Here is a 19,157-nt window from a genome sequence, read left to right as displayed (position 1 = left end):
GAACCGGGACGCGGTCAGTCGAGCGACTTGACGATCTCCTCGACCATCTTCTTGGCATCAGCGAGCAGCATCATCGTGTTGTCCTGATAGAACACGTCGTTGTCGACGCCGGCATAGCCGACACCGCCCATGCTGCGCTTGATGAACAGCACCGTCTTGGCCTTGTTCACGTCGAACACCGGCATGCCATAGATGGGCGAGGACTTGTCGGTCTTCGCGGCCGGGTTCACCACGTCGTTTGCGCCGATGATGAAGGCGACGTCGGTCTGGGCGAACTCGCTGTTGATGTCCTCCAGCTCGAACACCTCGTCATAGGGGACGTTCGCCTCGGCGAGCAGCACGTTCATATGGCCGGGCATGCGCCCCGCGACCGGGTGGATCGCGTATTTCACGCGGACGCCATGCTCCTTGAGCTTGTCCCCCATCTCGCGCAGCACATGCTGTGCCTGCGCCACCGCCATGCCGTAGCCGGGGACGATGATGACCTGTTCGGCCTGTTGCATCAGGAACGCGGCGTCCTCGGCGCTGCCGCGCTTCCATGGGCGATCGGTCTTGGCCGCCGCAGCGCCACTGCCGCTGTCGCCGCCAAAGCCGCCTGCGATCACGCTGATGAAGCTGCGGTTCATTGCCTTGCACATGATGTAGCTGAGGATCGCGCCCGAGCTGCCGACCAGTGCGCCGGTGATGATCATCGCGGTGTTGCCGAGCGTGAAGCCCATCGCCGCCGCTGCCCAGCCCGAATAGCTGTTGAGCATCGACACCACCACCGGCATGTCCGCGCCGCCGATCGGGATGATCAGCAGGAAGCCGATGACGAAGGACAGGACCAGCACGGTCCAGAACACCCAGTCGGGCGCGCGTAGCTCGACCGTCAGGAACGCGATCAGGCCAAGGATCGCGGCGAGCGTGCCAAGGTTGATGACGTGCCGCCCCGGCAGCATGATCGGCGCGCCGCCCATATTGCCGTTGAGCTTGAGGAAGGCGATGACCGATCCGGAGAAGGTGATCGCACCGATCGCGACGCCCAGACCCAGCTCGATCCGGCTGACCGGCAGGATCAGGCCCGCATTGGGCGATCCTTCGGGAAAGACGATGCCGAACGCTTCGGGGTTGAGATAGGCGGCGACGCCGACCAGCACCGCGGCAAGGCCGACGAGGCTGTGAAAGCCCGCCACCAGCTGCGGCATGTCGGTCATCTTGATCTTGCGCGCGACGATCCAGCCGAACCCGCCGCCAATGGCGATGGCGCCGATAATCTCGGGCAAAGACGCGATCTCGTGCGTGACGAGCGTCGTCACCACCGCGATCAGCATGCCGGCCATGCCGAAGCGGTTGCCGCGACGGCTGGTCGCGGGTGAGGACAGGCCGCGCAGCGCGACGATGAAACACACGCCCGCGATCAGATAGGCGAGCGCAACCCAGGGGTTGAGCGGTGTGGCCTCGTGCATCGGCTCAGCCCTTCTTCTTGTACATGGCGAGCATCCGCTCGGTCACGGCGAACCCGCCGAAGATGTTGACGCTGGCCAGCGCCACCGCGATCAGCCCCAGCCATTTGGCGGTCGGGCTGCCTGCAGCGGCGGACGCGATCAGCGCGCCGACGATGATCACCGATGAAATCGCATTAGTGACCGCCATCAGCGGCGTGTGCAGCGCCGGCGTGACCGACCACACGACATAATAGCCGACGAAACACGCCAGCACGAAGATCGACAGGATCGAGATGAAGTCCATTTATTCGGCTCCCCCCTTTTGGGCGATGGCTTCCATCTTTTCCAAATGGCCTGACATCGTTTTGATTATGTTCGTTATGTAACGCTCGGTTTCCGGCGTGTCCGCTTCAGCGCATTCGACCAACGTGATCGAGCGGAGAAACGCTTGATCAGCTTCTGCAGTGGCGAAGTCAGTGGACAGTCGAGTTCCCGATATCTTGCTTTCCAACTTTTCGAGCCGTTGCCGGATCGGCTCGTACTTTTCCAGCAATTCTGGCTTTTCGGACATGGGACATATCGGGTCGACGCCATCAATCACTTCGCGAGCGAGATATCGAAACTCCGCTCCGGATTTGGGGTCAAAGTCGCTGGTGGCTGATCCGCACGCCGATAGTAGGACGGCGACCAGAACCGCCACCCTCACCCGAGCAACCTCGCATTCACCACCTTGCCGCCCTGCGTCAGCCGGATCGCATCGCCGATTTCCTCGTCCAGCACCGGCTTCCCCGCTTCCTTGTCCCAAAAGGCCGAGAGGAAGTTGTACAGGTTGCGCGCGAACAGGGCCGAGGCGTCGCTCGCCAGCCGCGACGATACGTTGCGGTGACCGACGATCTTGACCCCGTGCTTCTCGACCACCTCACCCGCGACCGCGCCTTCAACATTGCCGCCGGCTTCGACCGCGAGGTCGACGATGACGCTGCCCGGACGCATCGACGCGATCTGTGCGTCGCTGATCAGCCGGGGCGCGGGGCGGCCCGGGATCAGTGCGGTGGTGATGACGATGTCCTGCTTGGCGATGTGCGACGACACCAGTTCGGCCTGCGCGGCCTTGTATTCGTCGCTCATCTCGGTGGCATAGCCGCCCGAGCCTTCGCCCTCGATCCCCGCGACGTTCTCGACGAAGATCGGCTTGGCGCCGAGCGACTGGATCTGCTCCTTGGTCGCGCTGCGCACGTCGGTCGCCGATACCTGCGCGCCGAGGCGGCGGGCGGTGGCGATGGCCTGAAGCCCGGCGACGCCGACGCCCATGACGAACACCTTGGCGGCGGACACGGTGCCCGCTGCGGTCATCATCATCGGGAAGACGCGGCCATATTCGGACGCGGCGTCGAGCACCGCCTTGTACCCCGCCAGGTTCGACTGGGAGGAGAGGATGTCCATCGACTGGGCACGGGTGATGCGCGGCATGAACTCCATCGCCAGCGCCTCGATCCCGAGCGCGGCATAGGCATCGACCCGCGTACGCTCGCCGAATGGATTGAGGCCCGCAGCCAGCCAGGCGCCGGGCTTGATCCCGGCCAGCGTCGTCGGGTCGGGACCCTGCACGCCCAGCACGATGTCGGCATCGGCCAGCACTTGCGCCCGCGTGCCGATTGTCGCGCCGGCGGCTTCGAAGGTTGCATCAGATAGGAAACCGGTGTCACCCGCCCCGAGTTCGACCGCGACAGCGGCACCCAGCGAGACGAACTTCTTGACGGTTTCCGGCGTCGCGGAGACGCGCCGCTCTCCAGCGGCGGTCTCCTTGAGGACGGCGATCTTCACGTCAGGCTGCGATCAGCCAGATGACGAACGCAGCGGCGATGACGCTGACGATCGTACCAACCTTCAACAGCCGCATGAATCCGCCATAGGTCGCTTCATGTGCCTTCATGTCGCCGCTCTGGGCCATGCGTCTTCCCCTCGTAACGCTGTTATGGTTCCTGTCTTAGACAGCGGTCGCGCGCCCCTCAACCCCTGTGCGCTTTAGGCAGGCTTAAGCCCGTCTTTACCCGACCGTCTTATGCAGGGTGACCGAATTAGGGACAGCCGAGACAGGTTGGGGGATTTGAGATGACGCGCAACGGACAGCGCCAGCTGATGCTGATCGACGAAGAACCGGCCCAGCGCCGGTTGATCGCCGCGATTGCCGCGCGGCGTGGTTGGCGCACGATCTTTGCCAGCGACCATGAAACGGCGGTGGCGACATTGGGTACGCCGGACGGCATGGCGCTCGATGCGATCATCCTCGATCACTGGGCACCCGATTTCGACGCGGCTTCGCTGATCGCCGAGCTGCGCGCCAACCGACCGATGCTGCCGATCCTGCTGCTGACCGCCAATGGATCGGTCGCTGCGGCGGTCAGCGCGATGCGCGCGGGGGCGACCGATTTCCTGGTGAAGCCGCTGGCCGCGGAACGGCTGCTCGCCGCGCTCGATTGCGCGGTGGGCGCAAAGGTTGCGGGCGAGCTGCGTCCGCTGACCGAGAAGATGTCCGCGCATCTGGCGTTCGACGAGATCGTCGGGTCGGCGCCGCAATTCCGCGCTGCGCTGGCCATCGCTGCCAAGGCGGCGCGCGCGCGCGTGCCGGTGTTGATCGAGGGTGAGAGCGGGGTCGGCAAGGAAGTGGTGGCCGAGGCGATCCACGCAGCCTCGCCCCGCCACACCAAGTCGATCGTCCGCGTCAATTGCGGAGCGATCCCCGCGAACCTCGTCGAATCCGAACTGTTCGGGCACGAAAAGGGCGCTTTCACCGGCGCATTCGAACGCAAGATCGGCCGCTTTCAGGAGGCCGATGGCGGCACCATCTTCCTCGACGAGATCGGCGAGATGCCGCTGGAAGCGCAGGTCAAGCTGCTGCGCGTGGTCCAGTCGGGCGAGGTCCAGCCGATCGGCGCCCGCCACGCATCGCAGGTCGATGTCCGTGTGATCGCGGCGACCAACAAGACTTTGCTGACCGAGGTGGAGGAAGGCCGCTTCCGCGAGGACCTCTATTACCGGCTCAATGTCGTCCAGGTGACGATCCCGCCGTTGCGTGACCGCGCCGGAGACGTCGCGCCGCTCGCGCGTCATCTGCTCGCGCGGATCGCGGAACAGCCGGGGTTGCGGCCGCTGGGTATCACCGATGACGCGCTGGCGCTGCTCGGCGGCTATGACTGGCCGGGCAATGTGCGCCAGCTGCAGAATGCGTTGTTCCGCGCCGCAGTGCTGTGCGACGGCGACGCGCTGACCCGCGCCGACTTCCCGCAGATCGCGCAGCTCGCCGGGGGGCGTCCGGCAGGGAACGGGCAATCGCATGGCGGCGCGGCGCAGGGGGCGGGAGTGACCCTTTTCAAGCCCGACGGCAATCTGCGTGCACTGGAAGAGATCGAAGCGGACGTGATCCGCCTCGCCATCGGCCATTATCGCGGGCGGATGACCGAAGTGGCCCGCCGCCTCGGCATCGGCCGCTCGACGCTCTACCGCAAGCTTGGCGAGCTGGGCATCGACCAGAATGCGGCTTAGGGTTTGCGGCCAGGCAGCATCCGGCTGAGCGTGCCGTCGCGGTCGACGAACTGGTGCTTGAGCGCGCCGGCGACATGCAGCACGATCAGCGCGATCGTCAGATAGGCGGCGAGTTCATGCGCTTCACCCAGCGCTTCATGCAGGTCATGCGACTTGCCGATCGGCAGATCGAACCACGGGACCACCCCGAACAGCGCGCCGGTACCGCGTGAGCCGGATGACGAGGCCGCCCAGCCGAGCAACGGCATGACCAGCAACAGCAGATAGAAGGCTGCATGGGTGATGCGCGCGGCGGTCCGCTCCCACGACGCCAGCGACGCGGGCAATGGCGGGGCGGCATGGGTCAGCCGCCATCCGATCCGCACCAGCGTCAGCAGCAGCACGGTGATGCCGATCGACTTATGCAGCGGCATCAGGCCCCGCGCATCCTCCATCGTGAAGGCGATCACGACATTGGCGAGAAGGAGCGCGGCGATCAGCCAGTGGAGCAGGATTGCTCCGCCCGAGTAGCGCGTTGCGGACGTGTTCATGCTGGCCTCCACCGCTCAGGGCGTTTCGTCGAACCGCCGGTTGGCGCTATGCTAGTCCGATGACGAGACGATTTGAAGGACGTTCCGTACTCGTAACGGGTGCTGCATCGGGGATCGGGCTGGCTGTGGCGCAACTGCTGGCGGCGGAGGGTGCCGCGCGGCTCGTGCTGATCGACCGTGACGCGGCCGCGCTTGAAGCGGTGCGGATCGATGCGGAGACGACCCGCCTTTGCGGCGATGTCGCGGACGAGGCGCTGTGGGATAAGGTTGACCTGACCGGGCTCGACCATGCGCTGGTCAATGCCGGGGTGGCGGGTGCTGGTGCCATCACCGCGCTCGCTTTCGCCGAGTGGCGGCGCATCCTGTCGGTCAATCTAGATGGCGCGTTCCTGACGCTGCGCGCGGCGATGCGTGCAATGGCGGCCAATCCCGAACAGCGCGGGGGCAGCATCGTGCTGACCGCATCGGCGGCGGGGATCAAGGCGGAGCCCGGCGTCGCTGCCTATGGCTGTTCCAAGGCGGCGTTGCTCCACCTTGCCAAGGTCGCGGCGAAGGAAGGGGCGGCGGACGGCATCCGGGTCAACGCCATCGCGCCCGCCGGGGTCGAGACGCCGGTATGGGATGCGGTGCCGATGTTCGCGGACTGGGTAGCGCAGATCGGGCGCGATGCTGCCTTTGCCGAGCTCGCGGCGCTGGGCACGCCGCTGGGCCGTTATGCCAAGGCGGAGGAGGTGGCGGAGCAGATCGCCTTCCTGCTGGGCGAGCAGAGCGCGTTGATGACCGGGGCCACCTTGCTGGCAGACGGCGGATATACGCTGTGAGTCTGGCGAAGCGGGCGGGCGATCCCATATAATCGGGCATGCTGCGCTTCCTTGTCTTCGTCGCCGCCTTTCTTGCCCTGGCGGTATTCGCCGTGCTGCTGGTCACTGCGGGTGCGGCGGCGTTCGGTGCCTGGTTCGGCATCCGCCGGCTGCGCGCCAAGCTTGATCGCTACCGGCTGCGGCGCGGGCAGACGGCCGATGCGGGCGATCCGCTCGAAGCAGCGTGGACCCTCGCCGCCGCCGAGGCTGATTGGGCAGTAAGCCGGGTGGCGGCGGCGCGGACCAGCTGTGCGCGGTTGATCGCGATTGCCGAGAGCGATCCGCTGGCAACCGACGCGGTCGACTGGGCCAATGTGGTTCGCCGCCGCGTGCCCGATCTGGTCGCTGCCTGCATGGACGAGTGCCGCGACGCGACCCCGGTCGAGCGTCGCCGCAATCTCGACGATCTGGTCGACAGCCTCGAAAAGATCGGGGCCGAGGCTGAGCGTCGCCGCGACCGCTTTCGCGATGGACGGGTGAGCCCGTTCACGGTCCAGCGCACGTATGTCGATCAGCGCACCCGGCCCGGACCGTTGAATTGAGGGTCAGCGGGGCTGGCCGACCAGCCCGTGGTCCGTCATGCCGCGCCAGACGCGCACCGCCTGGACGGTTTCGGCAACATCGTGGACGCGCAACAGCTGGCAACCCGCCCCCGCGCCCTTGAGTGCCAGCGCGAGCGATCCGCCAAGCCGGCGTTGGACTGGCGCCTCATGATCCAGCGCGCCGATCATCCGCTTGCGGCTCGCGCCCAGCATGATCGGCAGGCCGAGCCCGTGGAACAGGGTGAGCCCGTTCATCAGCGCAAGATTGTCGGCCAGCGATTTGCCAAACCCGATGCCGGGGTCGATCAGGATGTTGCTGCGCTGGACGCCGCCAGAAACGACGGCATCGACCCGCGCCTCCAGCCAATCGAACACCTCGATCAGCGGGTCGCGATAGCCGCTGCCGCCATGCGGCGATTGCGCCGGGTCGGGCGAGTGCATCAGGATCACCGGGCACGCCGCCTTTGCCACCACGTCGATCGCGCGCGGATCATAGGCGAGCGCGGCGACGTCGTTGACAATATGCGCGCCCGCGGCGAGCGCGGCTTCCATCACCGACGCTTTGCGCGTGTCGATCGACACGGGGACGCCGGAAGCCGCGAGCCGCTCGATCACCGGGACGACACGCTTGATCTCGTCGCCTTCCCACACCGGCTCTGCACCGGGGCGGGTCGATTCGCCGCCGACATCGACAAGCGATGCGCCAGCGACGCCCATGTCGAACCCGGCCTGCGCAATCGCTTCGGCGTCGTCGCCGTGCTTCCCGCCATCGGAGAAGCTGTCGGGGGTGACGTTGAGGATGCCGGCGACCAGCGGTTGGTCCAGCCGCAGCGTCCGCTCGCCCGCGCGGATGACCGGGCGTGGCGCGGAGATGGCGGCGGCGAGGGTGCGGAGCCGTTCGGCCTGTGGGTCGGGAAGCTGGGTGAGCAGGCCGGGCAGGCGCTCGACCGGCACCAGCTGCTGCGCCACGCGGCGGCCGCCCTCGGTCGCGATCAGTTCGTAAGCCGCGAACCAGCTCAGCCCCCCGGCGAGACGCGCCACCTGGCCGTCATAGCCGATCGGGCTGTCGACCGGCGCGACGGGGCGGAGATAGAGGCGGGCAGCGGGGGAGATCGTCATGCTCCCCCTCTAGCGCGGATCAGGGCTGCGTCGCGAGCAGATAGGTCTGGCGCAGGCTGTCGATCGGCTGAAGCCGCTCGCCGCCTTCATGGTGCCAGAAGGTCCAGCCATTGCACGACGGTGCGCCCTGCAGCGTCGCGCCGACCTTGTGGATCGACCCGGCAACGCCGCAATCGGTGAGCAGCGATCCATCGGCCTTGACTACCGCGCGCCAGCGGCGCTTGGCATCGCTCAGCACGGTGCCGGGCTTGAGATAGCCGGTTTCGATCAGCGTGCCGAACGCGACGCGCGGGGCCTGGCGCGGCGCCATCATCGTGGTGACAGCGCTCTCGTCGAGCGGCAGCGCGGCGGCGATGCGCTCCTGCGCCGCTTCGACATAATTGCCTTCGCGCTCGATCCCGATCCAGTGACGGCGCAGGCGCTTGGCCACTGCGCCGGTGGTGCCGGTGCCGAAGAACGGGTCGAGGATGATGTCGCCCGGCTTGGTGCAGGCGAGCATCACGCGGTAGAGCAACGCTTCGGGTTTCTGGGTCGGGTGGACCTTGGTGCCGTTCTTCTTCAGCCGCTCCTGCCCGCCGCAGATCGGGAATTCCCAGTCGCTGCGCATCTGAAGCTCGTCGTTGAGCGTCTTCATGCTGCGATAGTTGAAGGTGTATTTCGACTTCTCGCCCATCGACGCCCAGATCAGCGTTTCGTGCGCATTGGTGAAGCGCGTGCCCTTGAAATTGGGCATCGGGTTGGCCTTGCGCCAGATGATGTCGTTGAGGATCCAGAAGCCCAGATCCTGGATAGCCGAGCCGACCTTGAAGATATTGTGGTAGCTGCCGATCACCCAGATCGTGCCATTGGGCTTGAGCACGCGGCGCGCCTCGGCCAGCCAGGCGCGGGTGAAGGCGTCATAAGCCGACAGCGAATCGAACTTGTCCCAGTCGTCGGTGACGGCGTCGACATGGCTGCCGTCGGGGCGGTTGAGGTCGCCGCCGAGCTGGAGATTATAGGGCGGATCGGCGAAGATCATGTCCACCGATGCGGCCGGAAGGGCGCGCATCGCCTCGATGCAATCCTGCTGGATGATCGAATCGAGCGGGAGCACGTCGACCCAGCTGCGGGTGCGCACCTCGACCGCTGCTTGTGTCGCCTCAGCGACCTTTTCGATGACCCCCATTAACCACTCCAAACCCCGTTGAACCGGTGAAACGCCACGAACTCAGGACTCCGTCAAGCGAACATTGGTTAACGAAAAGGCTTGGGATTCCGTTAACTTGCCGGAACATTTCGGGACTTATCCACATGTTGAGTCCGGAAGTTATCCACAGGCACTAGGTTTGGGGTGTGGCGAAAAAGACTCGGCGATGACGATTCTGGCGCATTGTCCCTGTCACAAATTTACAAATCTACAGGTCCTCAGGTGCCAATCAGCACGTCGCGACCGGTTGAGCGCGTGATTTGACCGGCAATCGTCGAAACAAGTGAATAGTCACACTCGCAATCCAAGCGAGGTGCCGCAATGACCTATCAAGACGAGATCGCCCGGGCCGCCAAGCCCATCGACGCACAACAGGGCCGCTGGGACGGCATCGATGCCGAATCGGTGGCGCGCATGCGATTGCAGAACCGGTTCCGCACCGGGCTCGACATTGCGAAGTACACGGCGGGGATCATGCGCCGCGACATGGCGGCCTATGACGCCGATCCGGCGGCCTACACTCAGTCGCTCGGCTGCTGGCACGGCTTCATCGCGCAGCAGAAGATGATCGCGATCAAGAAGCATTTCGGCAGCACCAAGCGGCGCTACCTCTACCTCTCCGGCTGGATGGTCGCGGCGCTGCGCAGCGATTTCGGGCCGCTGCCCGACCAGTCGATGCATGAAAAGACCAGCGTCCCGGCGCTGATCGAGGAGCTCTACACCTTCCTCAAACAGGCCGATGCTCGCGAGCTGGGGATGATGTTCCGCGATCTCGATGCGGCGCGGGATGCCGGCAATGAAGTCGAGGCGGCGCGGATCCAGAATGCGATCGACAATTACGAAACGCATGTCGTGCCGATCATCGCCGATATTGATGCGGGCTTCGGCAATGCCGAGGCGACCTATCTGCTCGCCAAGAAGATGATCGAGGCGGGGGCCTGCGCGCTCCAGATCGAGAATCAGGTGAGCGACGAGAAGCAGTGCGGGCATCAGGACGGCAAGGTCACGGTGCCGCATGAAGACTTCCTGGCGAAGGTCCGCGCCTGTCGCTACGCGTTTATGGAGCTGGGCGTCGATGACGGGATCATCGTCACGCGGACCGATTCGCTCGGCGCGGGGCTGACCAAGCAGATCGCTTACTCCAAGGAGCCGGGCGATCTGGGCGACCAGTATAACGCCTTCCTCGATTGCGAGGAGGTCACCGACCTGTCGGGCGTCAATGGCGATGTCGTCATCAACCGCGGCGGCAAGCTGATGAAGCCGAAGCGGCTGCCCAGCAACCTGTTCCAGTTCCGTGAGGGGACTGGGGCCGATCGCTGCGTGCTCGATTGCATCACCAGCCTGCAGCATGGCGCCGACTTGCTGTGGATCGAGACCGAAAAGCCCCATATCGAGCAGATCGCGTCGATGGTGGACCGGATCCGCGAGGTCGTTCCCAACGCCAAGCTGGTCTACAACAATTCGCCGAGCTTCAACTGGACGCTGAACTTCCGGCAACAGGTGTTCGATGCCTGGGCGGAGGCGGGTCGGGACGTTTCGGCCTATGACCGGGCCAAGCTCATGAGTGTCGACTATGACGGGACCGAGCTGGCCGACGAGGCGGACGAGAAGATCCGCACCTTCCAGAAGGATGCGGCGGCGCGGGCCGGCATCTTCCATCACCTGATCACGTTGCCGACCTATCACACCGCGGCGCTGTCGACCGACAATCTCGCCAGGGAGTATTTCGGCGAGATGGGGATGCTGGGCTACGTCAAGGGCGTGCAGCGGCAGGAGATCCGGCAGGGCATTGCCTGTGTGAAGCACCAGAACATGTCGGGCAGCGACATTGGCGATGACCACAAGGAGTATTTCGCTGGCGAGGCCGCGCTGAAGGCTGGCGGGGCCCACAACACGATGAATCAGTTCGCGGCGTAATCGCCGTCACCATTTCCTGGGGAGGAAAGGAGGCTCGTCGTTGCACTCAGGTGCGGCGGCGGGCCTTTTCCCTCATGTCAAAGAGCGTGGACCACTGGCCCGAAATTCAGTTCCGCCTGTGCCACCGGCGCGAAGCTGCGGCGGTGGTGGGGGGTGGGGCCTAGATTGCGCAGCGCTTCCTGATGGGCGCGGGCGGCGTAGCCCTTGTTGCTGGCCCAGCCATAGCCGGGGTGGAGCGCGTCCAGTTCGGCCATGATGCAGTCGCGGCGGTGTTTGGCGACGATCGAGGCGGCGGCGATCGACAGGCACAGCGCGTCGCCGCCGATCACCGGCTCGCTGGCGTGGGGCCAGTCGGGGCAGCGATTGCCGTCGACCAGGACATAGGCCGGGGGCAGGTCGAGCGCGGCGACGGCGCGGGTCATCGCTAACATCGTTGCCCACAGGATGTTGAGCCGGTCGATCTCCTCCACGCTGGCGATGCCGATGCCGATCCGGGCGCAGGATAATAGCGCTTCGCACAGCGCGGCGCGTTTTGCGGCGGTCAGCGCCTTTGAATCGTCGATGCCGTCGGGGATGCAGGCGGGGTCTAGGATGACGGCGGCGGCGACCACCGGTCCGGCGAGCGGGCCGCGACCCGCTTCGTCCACCCCCGCCACCGGACCGCGCATCGCGTGGCGCAGTTCGTAGCTCAGGTCAGGCATCGCCACCGTCCTCATCCACGACGTCGAACGGCACCATGCCGAGCGCATGGCCGACCGGGCCATGGCCTTCGCCAAGGCCGGGGGCGTTGAGGATGGCAAGGCGCACGAAGCGCACCGCCTGAATGAACGCTTCCCCGATCGCCAGGCCCGAACCGAGCCCGGTGGCGAGCGCGGCGGCGAAGGTGCAGCCGGTGCCGTGCGTGTCGGGGGTGTCGATCCGCTCCGCCTCGATCTCCATCACCAGCCGGTCCTTCGGCGCATAGAGCTGGTCAAGGATCGTCGGCCCCTCCTTGTGCCCGCCCTTTTCGGCGAGGTGGCAGCCATAGGCGAGCACCGCCTGTCGCCCGCCGAGCGCGGTGAGTTCGGGGAGGTTGGGGGTGACGACCGAGGCGATCGTCATCAGCCGTTCGAACGCGGCGATGGTTTCGGGGTCGGCGAGCACTGATCCGCTGGTGGCGATCATCACCGGATCGAACACGATCGGGCAGTCGAGCGCTTCTAGCCGGTCGGCGACGGCATGGGCGATCTCTGCCGACCCGATCATGCCGATCTTCACCGCGTCACAGCCGATGTCGGAGGTCACGGCGTCGATCTGCGCCAGGACGATCTCGACCGGGACCGGGTGGATGGCGGTGACGCCGAGCGTGTTCTGCGCGGTGATCGCGGTGATTGCGGTCGTCGCATGACCGCCGAGCATGGTGACGGTGCGGATATCGGCCTGGATCCCGGCCCCGCCGCCGGAGTCGGAGCCGGCGATGATGAGAATGCGGGGGATGCTCATGGGGCGACGGTCCGGACGATGCTGACAACAATGGGGGTGTGCACGGGTGAAGCGACTGCGAGCGGGCGGGTTCGCGCCTGCGACGCGACACAGACGCGACACCGGCGCGACATCCGGACGACAGATGCGCGACGGCGACGCGACAGGCTGACAACGGGAGGGCGACCGGTTCGTGTCGGGGAGGCGACCGTCGCTGGACAGTAACGCGACCGAGCCGCGACGCGGGCGTCAGGCCGATGGAGTCGAGGTTGGATGGTCGCGTACATTGCGGTCAAGCCATGACACAGGCGGGGGGCTGTAGGAAAGGGTGGGTCGCTATTCCTCCCCTGAGCTTGTCTCAGGGGAGGGGGACGCCGCCGGAGGCGGTGGTGGAGGGGCGGCCGCGCAGACGGCCGGGAACAGCTCGGCAAAATTCCGCCCTCTACGGGGCGGCCCCTCCGTCAGCTTCGCTGCCACCTCCCCTGCGCGGCAGGGGAGGAATTGCTCCGCCTCCTAGTTGTCGGGTCCACTCTTCCTCAGCACCACATCCGCCATGCGGTTGAGCGGGGTGTCGATGCCGTGCTTTACCCCCAGCCGCGCGATCACGCCGTTGCGGGCGTCAGCCTCGGTCGCGCGGCCGGCGAGGCGGTCGGCGTGGATCGAGTTGATCGAGTCCGCCGGGCCATTGCGATAGCCCTCGACCACCTGCTCGGTCAGGTCATCGGGGAGCGTCGCGCCCTCTGCACGACCGACCGCGATGCATTCGCGGATCAGCGCGCGCATCAGGTCGGCTGCTTCATCGTCGCGGGCGATGCCGGCCGGCTGGAGGGTGAGGGCGTTGACTGCGCCGGCGCAATTGACCGCGAGCTTGCGCCAGGCAGCCGTCAACCAGTCGTCGGTCAGCACGGTCTCGATCGGGCAGTGCGCGAACAGTGCGGCGAAGGCGCGACCGGCGGGATCATCGGGGACGGTGAGGCTGCCGTTGCGGCGCTGAACGACCTGGCCGGGCGCGCGGCGTTCGGCGGGGATGTCGACGATGACGGGCGCGATGCGCGCCGGGTCGAGGCCGGGGAAGCGGCTGTAATGCTCGACTCCGTTTTGCAGGATCGCGACATAGGTGCCCGGGCCGACCAGCCGGTCGAGCCACGTTTGCGCGCCGGGGGCGTCATAGGTCTTGGTCACCACCAGCACCCAATCGACCGGGCTGGCGCTGGCAGGATCGGTCAGGAGGTGCGGGGTGCTTTCGAGCACGCCCTCGGGCGTTTCGACCCGCAGCGTGGCGAACGGCGTGCGCGCGCACAGCGTGACGTCATGGATCGGCGCGGCGATCAGCCAGGCGGCGATGCTGGCGCCGACCGCGCCGGTGCCGACGACGGCGATGCGGGTCAATTGTCGTTGCCGCTGAAGCGCCGCGCGGTGCTCGCCGGATATTTCTTGAGCGCGTCACCGACCCGCGCAGGGCGGTCGAGCAGTTCGCCGCCACAGTTCGGGCAGGTCTCGTCAAGATCATCCGCGCAGCTGGCGCAGAAGGTACATTCGAACGAGCAGATGAACGCACCGCCCTGATCGGCGGGGAGTTCGGTGCCACAGCGTTCGCAATCGGGGCGCATTTCGAGCATTTGAGGTTCCTTCTCCCCTCCCGCTTCCGGCAGGGGCGGGGGAGGAGCTGTCCTCCCGGCTTTCGGGAGGTTTGACATGCCCTCCCCTAGCCCCTCCCGCAAGCGGGAGGGGAATTTAGAACGTGGAGCCGTCGCGCGCCTCGGTCACGGTCGCTTCTTCGCCTTTCCGTCGATCAGCACGGCCTGTTGCCATGTGCCCGGTGGCTTGTCGGTGCGATGGATGCAGCCGGCCCAGCAGCATGGGCGGCGCTTGCCCGCGCGCAGTTCCTCGCCCATCCGCTCGATGCGCCGTGCACGGGTCGCCGCCTGCTGTGCCTCCTCGATCCAGCAGAGAAATTCGTTTCGACCGAGCGGCGTGAGACCGTCCCATCGCGCCAGCAGGTCAGCGTCCGCGCGCAGAGCCGCCGCGACATCGCTCGACACCGCATGCGCGGTGCCGGGGGCGATGGGGTCGGCCGCCGCAGTCACGCAGCCGCCGCGCGCACCGCGTCGCAGATGCGATCGACCACCGCCTCGACCTGGGCCATGTCCTCGCCCTCCGCCATCACGCGGATCACCGGTTCCGTGCCCGACGGACGGATGACAAGGCGACCGGTACCGGCCAGTTCGGCCTCGGCAGCGGCGATCACCTCCTGCACCGCGCCATGTTCGAGCGGTTTGCCGCCCGAGAAGCGGACATTCTTGAGCAATTGCGGCAGCGGTTCGAACCGGTGCAGCACTTCGCTCGCGGGCGCACCGGCGCGGACGATTTCGGCGAGCACCTGCAGCGCGGCGATCAGGCCGTCGCCGGTAGTGGCATAGTCGGACAGGATGATGTGGCCGGACTGTTCGCCGCCGACATTATAGCCCGAGGCGCGCATCTTTTCGAGGACATGGCGGTCGCCAACCTTGGTGCGGATGAGGCCCAGGCCCTGCGCGGCGAGATGGCGTTCGAGGCCGAGATTGGACATGACCGTCGCGACCAGCCCGCCGCCGGCGAGCCGTCCCTGGCGCGCCCAGCCGCCGGCGATTGCCGCCATCAGCTGATCGCCATCGACCACCTGTCCGCGCTCATCCGCGACGATCAGACGGTCGGCGTCGCCGTCCAGCGCAATGCCGATATGCGCGCCCGACGCGACTACCGTCTCGCACAGGGTAAGCGGGGCGGTGGAGCCGACCTGATCGTTGATATTCTTGCCATTGGGCGACACGCCGATCGCAACGACTTCGGCACCCAATTCCCATAGCGCCGAGGGTGCGACCTGATAGGCGGCGCCATTGGCGCAATCGACGACGATTTTGAGCCCGTCGAGGCTGAGATCCTCAGGGAAGGTTGCCTTGGCGAAGTGGATGTAGCGGCCCTTGACGTCGTCGACGCGGCGGACGCGGCCAATGTCGGACGAGGGGGCGAGGTCGATCTCCGCGTCGATCAGCGCCTCGATCGCCGCCTCGTCCGCGTCCGACAGCTTGTAGCCATCGGGGCCGAACAGCTTGATGCCATTGTCGGCATAGGGGTTGTGGCTGGCAGAGATCATCACGCCAAGGTCGGCGCGCATCGAGTGGGTGAGCATTGCCACCGCGGGAGTCGGCATCGGTCCTACCAGCGTCACGTCCATCCCGACGCTGGCGAACCCTGCGACCAGGGCGTTTTCGATCATGTAGCCGGACAGGCGGGTGTCCTTGCCGATCACCACGCGGTGGCGGTGATCGCCGCGCACGAAATGCTTGCCGGCCGCCATGCCGACCTTCATCGCCATCGCCGCAGTCATGTGCCCGGCATTGGTCTTGCCGCGGATTCCGTCAGTGCCGAAATATTTTCTTGCCATATCTGCCCGCTTTGCGACGTTGCCCCGGCTTGCATCGACCTTCAGTCCATGCTGGCCTGCAAGTGGCGGCTCTGCACGCTTCCGGTGCTCACGTACCTTGAGTACGCTGCGCTCCGGGTCGTACAGAACCACCACTTTCGGCTCAGCCTGAACTGAATCTCGATACAAGCCAATTCCCGTGGCGCGGTCATAGCGCCGCTTTTTCGCAAGGGCGAGCATGTCGCAAGCAACCCGTATTTTCGTTGCACTCATTCTGGCACTTGCCATCGGCGTGATCGCTGCCGCGCTGGCGCCCGAACGCGCGCTGGTCGCCGCCGATTGGGTTCAGCCGATCGGCACGATGTGGCTACACGCGTTGCAGATGACGATCGTGCCGTTGGTCGTGTCGCTGCTGATCACCGGCATCGCCGCGACGGCGGAGGCGGCGCGGGCGAGCACGCTGGCGACGCGGGCGTTCATCACCTTCATCATACTGTTGTGGATTTCATCCGCGCTGGGCGGGGCGATTGCGCTGGGGCTGTTGTCGGCGTTTCCGCTGGGAGCCGATCTTGGCACCGCGTTGAGCGAGGCATTGGGCACGGCGCCGCCGACGGGCGAGATTCCGCCCTTCTCCGCCTTCCTCGTTGCATTGGTGCCGTCGAACCCGATCGCGTCGGCGGTCAATGACGCGTTCCTGCCGATGATCCTGTTCACCACCGTGTTCGCCTTTGCAATCACGCGGTTGCCGGCCGAGGAGCGCGAGCGGCTGACCGGGTTTTTCCAGGCGATCGGCAATGCGATGCTGGTGGTGATCAACTGGGTGCTGTGGCTGGGGCCGATCGGCGTGGGGGCGCTCGCCTATGTCGTGGGCGCGCGGGCGGGGACGGCGGCATTCGGGGCGCTGCTCCATTATGTCGCGATCCTGTGCACCGTCGGCATCGTGCTGTGGCTGCTCGCCGTGCCCTTTGCCTGGGGCGTAGCGAAGGTGGCGCCAGGGCGGTTCATCCGCGCGATCGTGCCGAGCCAGGTGGTCGCGGCGTCGACCCAAAGCTCGCTCGCCAGCCTGCCCGCGATGCTGCGCTCGACCGAAGCGCTCGGCGTGCCGGTGGCGCGTGCGGGCGTGGTGCTGCCGCTTGCCGTTGCGCTGTTCCGCTGGACCGGCCCGGCGATGAACTTTGCGGTCGCCATCTATGTCGCGCACTGGTTCGGGATCGAGCTGACCGCAGGACAGATCGCCGCGGGCTGGGCGGCGGCGGCGATCACGACGATGGGCGCGGTGGGACTGCCGGGGACGATCAGCTTCGTGTCGTCGATCGCCCCGATCGCGATCGCGATGGGCGTGCCGATCGCGCCACTCGGGCTGTTGGTGGCGGTCGAGACGATCCCCGATATCTTCCGCACTTTGGGCAATGTCGCGATGGATGTCGGCGCGACGCGGGCGATTGCCGGCGAGGGTGAGGCGGACAGCGAGGCGGATGCGTTATTGCGCGAGGGTGTTTGATCGCTTTCAAAATCGTTTCGACCCTAGTAATAGTCATCAAGTCCGGCAGATTCGGATGCGACTTTTTCAGATGTCGCGTTCAAATTTCGCAGCGTGCGTGCTTTGATCGATAGTTGGTATGCGTATCTGTTCTTTTACGGAGAGGATAAGCGATGCCATCGACAGCTTATGCACAAATGCTCGCATCGGTCGCGCGCCGCGAATATCAGGATTATGGCGGCGTTCCTGAATCCGACAAGCGACTGCGCGATCGGATTTACAAAACCTATCTGGCGGACCTTGCCGTCGCGGACCCCGCCGACAAGCTCGGCTGGAAGATGTCTCAGGATATTTCGAGCTGGGCCTGGTCTGCCACATTCGTATCGTGGTGCGTCTTGCGCGCGGGCGCGACGTCGGCCGAGTTCGACTTTTCGATTCGGCACGCGGTGTTTACGCAACGCGCGATCCTGAACGCCGATGCGGGCACGGGCGTATTCCGGGGGCGACCGATCGACGCGCGGCCGCCGCAAATCGGCGACCTGATCGTCGCCAACCGATTGGGTGGAAAAAAGAGTTTTGCCGATGCGCGGGCCAGTGACAATTATTCGTCGCACAGCGCGATCGTCGTCGATCTGGTCCGGCGCAACGGCAAGACATATGCCGTTACGGTCGGTGGCAACGAAGGCAATTCGGTCGGTCGCACCGAGGTCGAACTGACGGCGGCGGGACTGGTGAGGCAGCGTGCGGCCAATCCCTATATCTGCGTGATCGAGACGCTGAAGGGCGATGCCGGCGATGCGGATCCGCTGACGGAGGCGGTCACGGGCGGGCTGGCCAAGGCGTTCCGGAAGCATGGCACCTTCATCTACAATTCCGCCGCGACGATCGCCGACTATGGCAGTCCGGCGAATGTCGCGGCTGCCATGGTGCGCGCGGGGATGTCCCACGCCTGGGTGCGGATCCACGGGCGGCAGGCCGATGCCGCGTCGACGCAGGCCGCGAGCAAGTCGCTGATTGCGGCGTTGCAGAGTGCGGGTATCGCGGTCGCCGGCTGGGGCTGGGTGCAGGGCGAAGATCCCAAAGCGGAGGCTGCAATCGCGCTGAAGGCGCTGAACACCTATGGCCTGAAAGACTATATCGCGGACATCGAACCGGGGCATAACAACTCGGTCTGGACCTCGCTGGAGGTCGATGCCTTTTGCGCGGCGGTGCGCAAGGGGGTCGTCGGATCCTTTGCTGTGTCTTCATTCGCGCTGGTCGACTGGCACGAACCGCAGCTGATGTCCGCAGCCTTGCCCTATGTCGACGCGTTCGCGCCGCAAATCTACTGGTTCAACTATCCCAACGCCAAGATGGTGCAGCAGTTCAAGCGGCCTGACGGCACGGATTATCCGATCGGCAAGGCGCATGGCTATGCCGAACTTTGCCTGGACCGCTGGGCGCGGCTGGCGGCGACGTCGCCCAAACCGCTGATCCTGACGGGCCAGGCCTATTGGGGGGAGAGCGGGTTCAGTCAGGCGACCGCGGAGGCGAAGCTGGACGAGTTTCTGGCAGGCTGGCGGGATTTCGGGCGGATCGCGGGGCTGAATTGGTGGCACTTCGGCGGCGGCACCGGAATGAGCCATGCAATGCTGGAATCGATCACCAACGCCGCATTGGGAAACAAGACCTACGCCTGACGCTCCACAT

The 19,157-nt window shown here is 66.0% G+C and carries 20 protein-coding genes; 6 read left to right on the top strand and 14 right to left on the bottom strand.

The genetic code is table 11. The features are described from left to right. Positions 1–14: 14 nt before the first annotated feature. From ACRYLO_RS14740 to ACRYLO_RS14720, 5 genes are read right to left on the bottom strand one after another with little or no spacing between them, the layout of a single operon-like run. Positions 15–1,448 (bottom strand): NAD(P)(+) transhydrogenase (Re/Si-specific) subunit beta, encoded by a 1,434-nt coding sequence (locus ACRYLO_RS14740; RefSeq protein ID WP_482660849.1) that lies wholly within the window; start codon positions 1,446–1,448, stop codon positions 15–17. A 4-nt stretch (positions 1,449–1,452) separates the two neighbouring features. Then, positions 1,453–1,731, bottom strand: a complete 279-nt coding sequence (locus ACRYLO_RS14735) for an NAD(P) transhydrogenase subunit alpha part 2 (protein WP_066579070.1) — start codon at positions 1,729–1,731, stop codon at positions 1,453–1,455. Continuing rightward, positions 1,732–2,127: a hypothetical protein gene (locus ACRYLO_RS14730; RefSeq protein WP_482660848.1), complete on the bottom strand. Its 396-nt coding sequence runs from the start codon at positions 2,125–2,127 to the stop codon at positions 1,732–1,734. 2 nt (positions 2,128–2,129) lie between these two features. After that, the gene (locus ACRYLO_RS14725; protein ID WP_482660847.1) at positions 2,130–3,251 is read right to left on the bottom strand and encodes an NAD(P) transhydrogenase subunit alpha; all 1,122 of its coding nucleotides are present in this window, start codon (positions 3,249–3,251) and stop codon (positions 2,130–2,132) included. A gap of 1 nt (position 3,252) precedes the next feature. After that, positions 3,253–3,378 carry an aa3-type cytochrome c oxidase subunit IV gene (locus ACRYLO_RS14720; RefSeq protein ID WP_482660846.1) on the bottom strand — a complete coding sequence of 42 codons (126 nt, stop codon included), beginning with the start codon at positions 3,376–3,378 and terminating at the stop codon, positions 3,253–3,255. A gap of 161 nt (positions 3,379–3,539) precedes the next feature. On the opposite strand from ACRYLO_RS14720, the gene ACRYLO_RS14715 reads away from it, so the two are divergent. Next, positions 3,540–4,970, top strand: coding sequence for a sigma-54-dependent transcriptional regulator (locus ACRYLO_RS14715; protein WP_482660845.1), 1,431 nt, complete (start codon positions 3,540–3,542; stop codon positions 4,968–4,970). Here ACRYLO_RS14715 and ACRYLO_RS14710 read toward each other — a convergent pair. Next, positions 4,967–5,500 carry a cytochrome b gene (locus ACRYLO_RS14710; protein WP_482660844.1) on the bottom strand — a complete coding sequence of 178 codons (534 nt, stop codon included), beginning with the start codon at positions 5,498–5,500 and terminating at the stop codon, positions 4,967–4,969. The genes ACRYLO_RS14715 and ACRYLO_RS14710 overlap by 4 nt on opposite strands. Before the next feature lie 59 nt (positions 5,501–5,559). Here ACRYLO_RS14710 and ACRYLO_RS14705 point away from each other — a divergent pair, with 59 nt between their 5' ends. Together ACRYLO_RS14705 and ACRYLO_RS14700 are read left to right on the top strand one after the other, a co-directional pair. Next, positions 5,560–6,321, top strand: coding sequence for an SDR family NAD(P)-dependent oxidoreductase (locus tag ACRYLO_RS14705; protein WP_482660843.1), 762 nt, complete (start codon positions 5,560–5,562; stop codon positions 6,319–6,321). 38 nt (positions 6,322–6,359) lie between these two features. Continuing rightward, complete coding sequence (locus ACRYLO_RS14700; RefSeq protein ID WP_482660842.1) at positions 6,360–6,902, top strand: hypothetical protein; 543 nt, start codon at positions 6,360–6,362, stop codon at positions 6,900–6,902. Between the two features lie 3 nt (positions 6,903–6,905). Here ACRYLO_RS14700 and folP read toward each other — a convergent pair whose 3' ends face one another. Together folP and ACRYLO_RS14690 are read right to left on the bottom strand one after the other, a co-directional pair. Next, on the bottom strand, positions 6,906–8,021 hold the full coding sequence (gene folP, locus ACRYLO_RS14695; protein ID WP_482660841.1) for a dihydropteroate synthase: 1,116 nt from the start codon (positions 8,019–8,021) through the stop codon (positions 6,906–6,908). 19 nt (positions 8,022–8,040) lie between these two features. Further along, a complete protein-coding gene (locus ACRYLO_RS14690) occupies positions 8,041–9,186 on the bottom strand; it encodes a site-specific DNA-methyltransferase (protein WP_294015376.1) in 1,146 nt (381 codons plus the stop codon). 342 nt (positions 9,187–9,528) lie between these two features. On the opposite strand from ACRYLO_RS14690, the gene ACRYLO_RS14685 reads away from it, so the two are divergent. After that, a complete protein-coding gene (locus ACRYLO_RS14685) occupies positions 9,529–11,124 on the top strand; it encodes an isocitrate lyase (protein WP_482660840.1) in 1,596 nt (531 codons plus the stop codon). Positions 11,125–11,201: 77 nt separating this feature from the next. Here the strand turns inward: ACRYLO_RS14685 and ACRYLO_RS14680 are convergent, their stop codons facing one another. From ACRYLO_RS14680 to glmM, 6 genes are all read right to left on the bottom strand, one after another. After that, the gene (locus ACRYLO_RS14680; protein ID WP_482660839.1) at positions 11,202–11,825 is read right to left on the bottom strand and encodes a ribonuclease HII; all 624 of its coding nucleotides are present in this window, start codon (positions 11,823–11,825) and stop codon (positions 11,202–11,204) included. Further along, positions 11,818–12,606: a bifunctional hydroxymethylpyrimidine kinase/phosphomethylpyrimidine kinase gene (gene thiD, locus ACRYLO_RS14675; protein WP_482660838.1), complete on the bottom strand. Its 789-nt coding sequence runs from the start codon at positions 12,604–12,606 to the stop codon at positions 11,818–11,820. Before thiD ends, ACRYLO_RS14680 begins: the two co-directional genes overlap by 8 nt. A gap of 492 nt (positions 12,607–13,098) precedes the next feature. Next, positions 13,099–13,974, bottom strand: coding sequence for a 2-dehydropantoate 2-reductase (locus tag ACRYLO_RS14670; RefSeq protein WP_482660837.1), 876 nt, complete (start codon positions 13,972–13,974; stop codon positions 13,099–13,101). Continuing rightward, a complete protein-coding gene (locus ACRYLO_RS14665; protein ID WP_482660836.1) occupies positions 13,971–14,204 on the bottom strand; it encodes a DUF1272 domain-containing protein in 234 nt (77 codons plus the stop codon). The genes ACRYLO_RS14670 and ACRYLO_RS14665 overlap by 4 nt, the downstream gene beginning before the upstream one ends. A 144-nt stretch (positions 14,205–14,348) precedes the next feature. Beyond that, a complete protein-coding gene (locus tag ACRYLO_RS14660; RefSeq protein WP_482660835.1) occupies positions 14,349–14,672 on the bottom strand; it encodes a YdeI/OmpD-associated family protein in 324 nt (107 codons plus the stop codon). Further along, positions 14,669–16,009, bottom strand: coding sequence for a phosphoglucosamine mutase (gene glmM, locus ACRYLO_RS14655; RefSeq protein WP_482661752.1), 1,341 nt, complete (start codon positions 16,007–16,009; stop codon positions 14,669–14,671). The genes ACRYLO_RS14660 and glmM overlap by 4 nt, the downstream gene beginning before the upstream one ends. 217 nt (positions 16,010–16,226) lie before the next feature. Here glmM and ACRYLO_RS14650 point away from each other — a divergent pair, with 217 nt between their 5' ends. Together ACRYLO_RS14650 and ACRYLO_RS14645 are read left to right on the top strand one after the other, a co-directional pair. Further along, positions 16,227–17,489: a dicarboxylate/amino acid:cation symporter gene (locus ACRYLO_RS14650; protein WP_482660834.1), complete on the top strand. Its 1,263-nt coding sequence runs from the start codon at positions 16,227–16,229 to the stop codon at positions 17,487–17,489. Between the two features lie 152 nt (positions 17,490–17,641). After that, positions 17,642–19,147, top strand: a complete 1,506-nt coding sequence (locus ACRYLO_RS14645; protein ID WP_482660833.1) for a DUF2272 domain-containing protein — start codon at positions 17,642–17,644, stop codon at positions 19,145–19,147. Positions 19,148–19,157 lie beyond the last annotated feature (10 nt).

The sequence above is a fragment of the Sphingomonas sp. SDUR79 genome (assembly GCF_056821745.1).
This window is presented reverse-complemented; position numbering and strand designations above follow the sequence as displayed.

What these genes read in the sequence shown, in the direction of transcription:
- ACRYLO_RS14740 (WP_482660849.1), bottom strand. Translation starts at nt 1,448, where the DNA reads ATGCACGAGGCCACACCGCTCAACCCCTGGGTTGCGCTCGCCTATCTG.
- ACRYLO_RS14735 (WP_066579070.1), bottom strand. Translation starts at nt 1,731, where the DNA reads ATGGACTTCATCTCGATCCTGTCGATCTTCGTGCTGGCGTGTTTCGTC.
- ACRYLO_RS14720 (WP_482660846.1), bottom strand. Translation starts at nt 3,378, where the DNA reads ATGGCCCAGAGCGGCGACATGAAGGCACATGAAGCGACCTATGGCGGA.
- ACRYLO_RS14715 (WP_482660845.1), top strand. Translation starts at nt 3,540, where the DNA reads ATGACGCGCAACGGACAGCGCCAGCTGATGCTGATCGACGAAGAACCG.
- ACRYLO_RS14710 (WP_482660844.1), bottom strand. Translation starts at nt 5,500, where the DNA reads ATGAACACGTCCGCAACGCGCTACTCGGGCGGAGCAATCCTGCTCCAC.
- ACRYLO_RS14705 (WP_482660843.1), top strand. Translation starts at nt 5,560, where the DNA reads ATGACGAGACGATTTGAAGGACGTTCCGTACTCGTAACGGGTGCTGCA.
- ACRYLO_RS14700 (WP_482660842.1), top strand. Translation starts at nt 6,360, where the DNA reads ATGCTGCGCTTCCTTGTCTTCGTCGCCGCCTTTCTTGCCCTGGCGGTA.
- folP (WP_482660841.1), bottom strand. Translation starts at nt 8,021, where the DNA reads ATGACGATCTCCCCCGCTGCCCGCCTCTATCTCCGCCCCGTCGCGCCG.
- ACRYLO_RS14690 (WP_294015376.1), bottom strand. Translation starts at nt 9,186, where the DNA reads ATGGGGGTCATCGAAAAGGTCGCTGAGGCGACACAAGCAGCGGTCGAG.
- ACRYLO_RS14685 (WP_482660840.1), top strand. Translation starts at nt 9,529, where the DNA reads ATGACCTATCAAGACGAGATCGCCCGGGCCGCCAAGCCCATCGACGCA.
- ACRYLO_RS14680 (WP_482660839.1), bottom strand. Translation starts at nt 11,825, where the DNA reads ATGCCTGACCTGAGCTACGAACTGCGCCACGCGATGCGCGGTCCGGTG.
- thiD (WP_482660838.1), bottom strand. Translation starts at nt 12,606, where the DNA reads ATGAGCATCCCCCGCATTCTCATCATCGCCGGCTCCGACTCCGGCGGC.
- ACRYLO_RS14665 (WP_482660836.1), bottom strand. Translation starts at nt 14,204, where the DNA reads ATGCTCGAAATGCGCCCCGATTGCGAACGCTGTGGCACCGAACTCCCC.
- glmM (WP_482661752.1), bottom strand. Translation starts at nt 16,009, where the DNA reads ATGGCAAGAAAATATTTCGGCACTGACGGAATCCGCGGCAAGACCAAT.
- ACRYLO_RS14650 (WP_482660834.1), top strand. Translation starts at nt 16,227, where the DNA reads ATGTCGCAAGCAACCCGTATTTTCGTTGCACTCATTCTGGCACTTGCC.
- ACRYLO_RS14645 (WP_482660833.1), top strand. Translation starts at nt 17,642, where the DNA reads ATGCCATCGACAGCTTATGCACAAATGCTCGCATCGGTCGCGCGCCGC.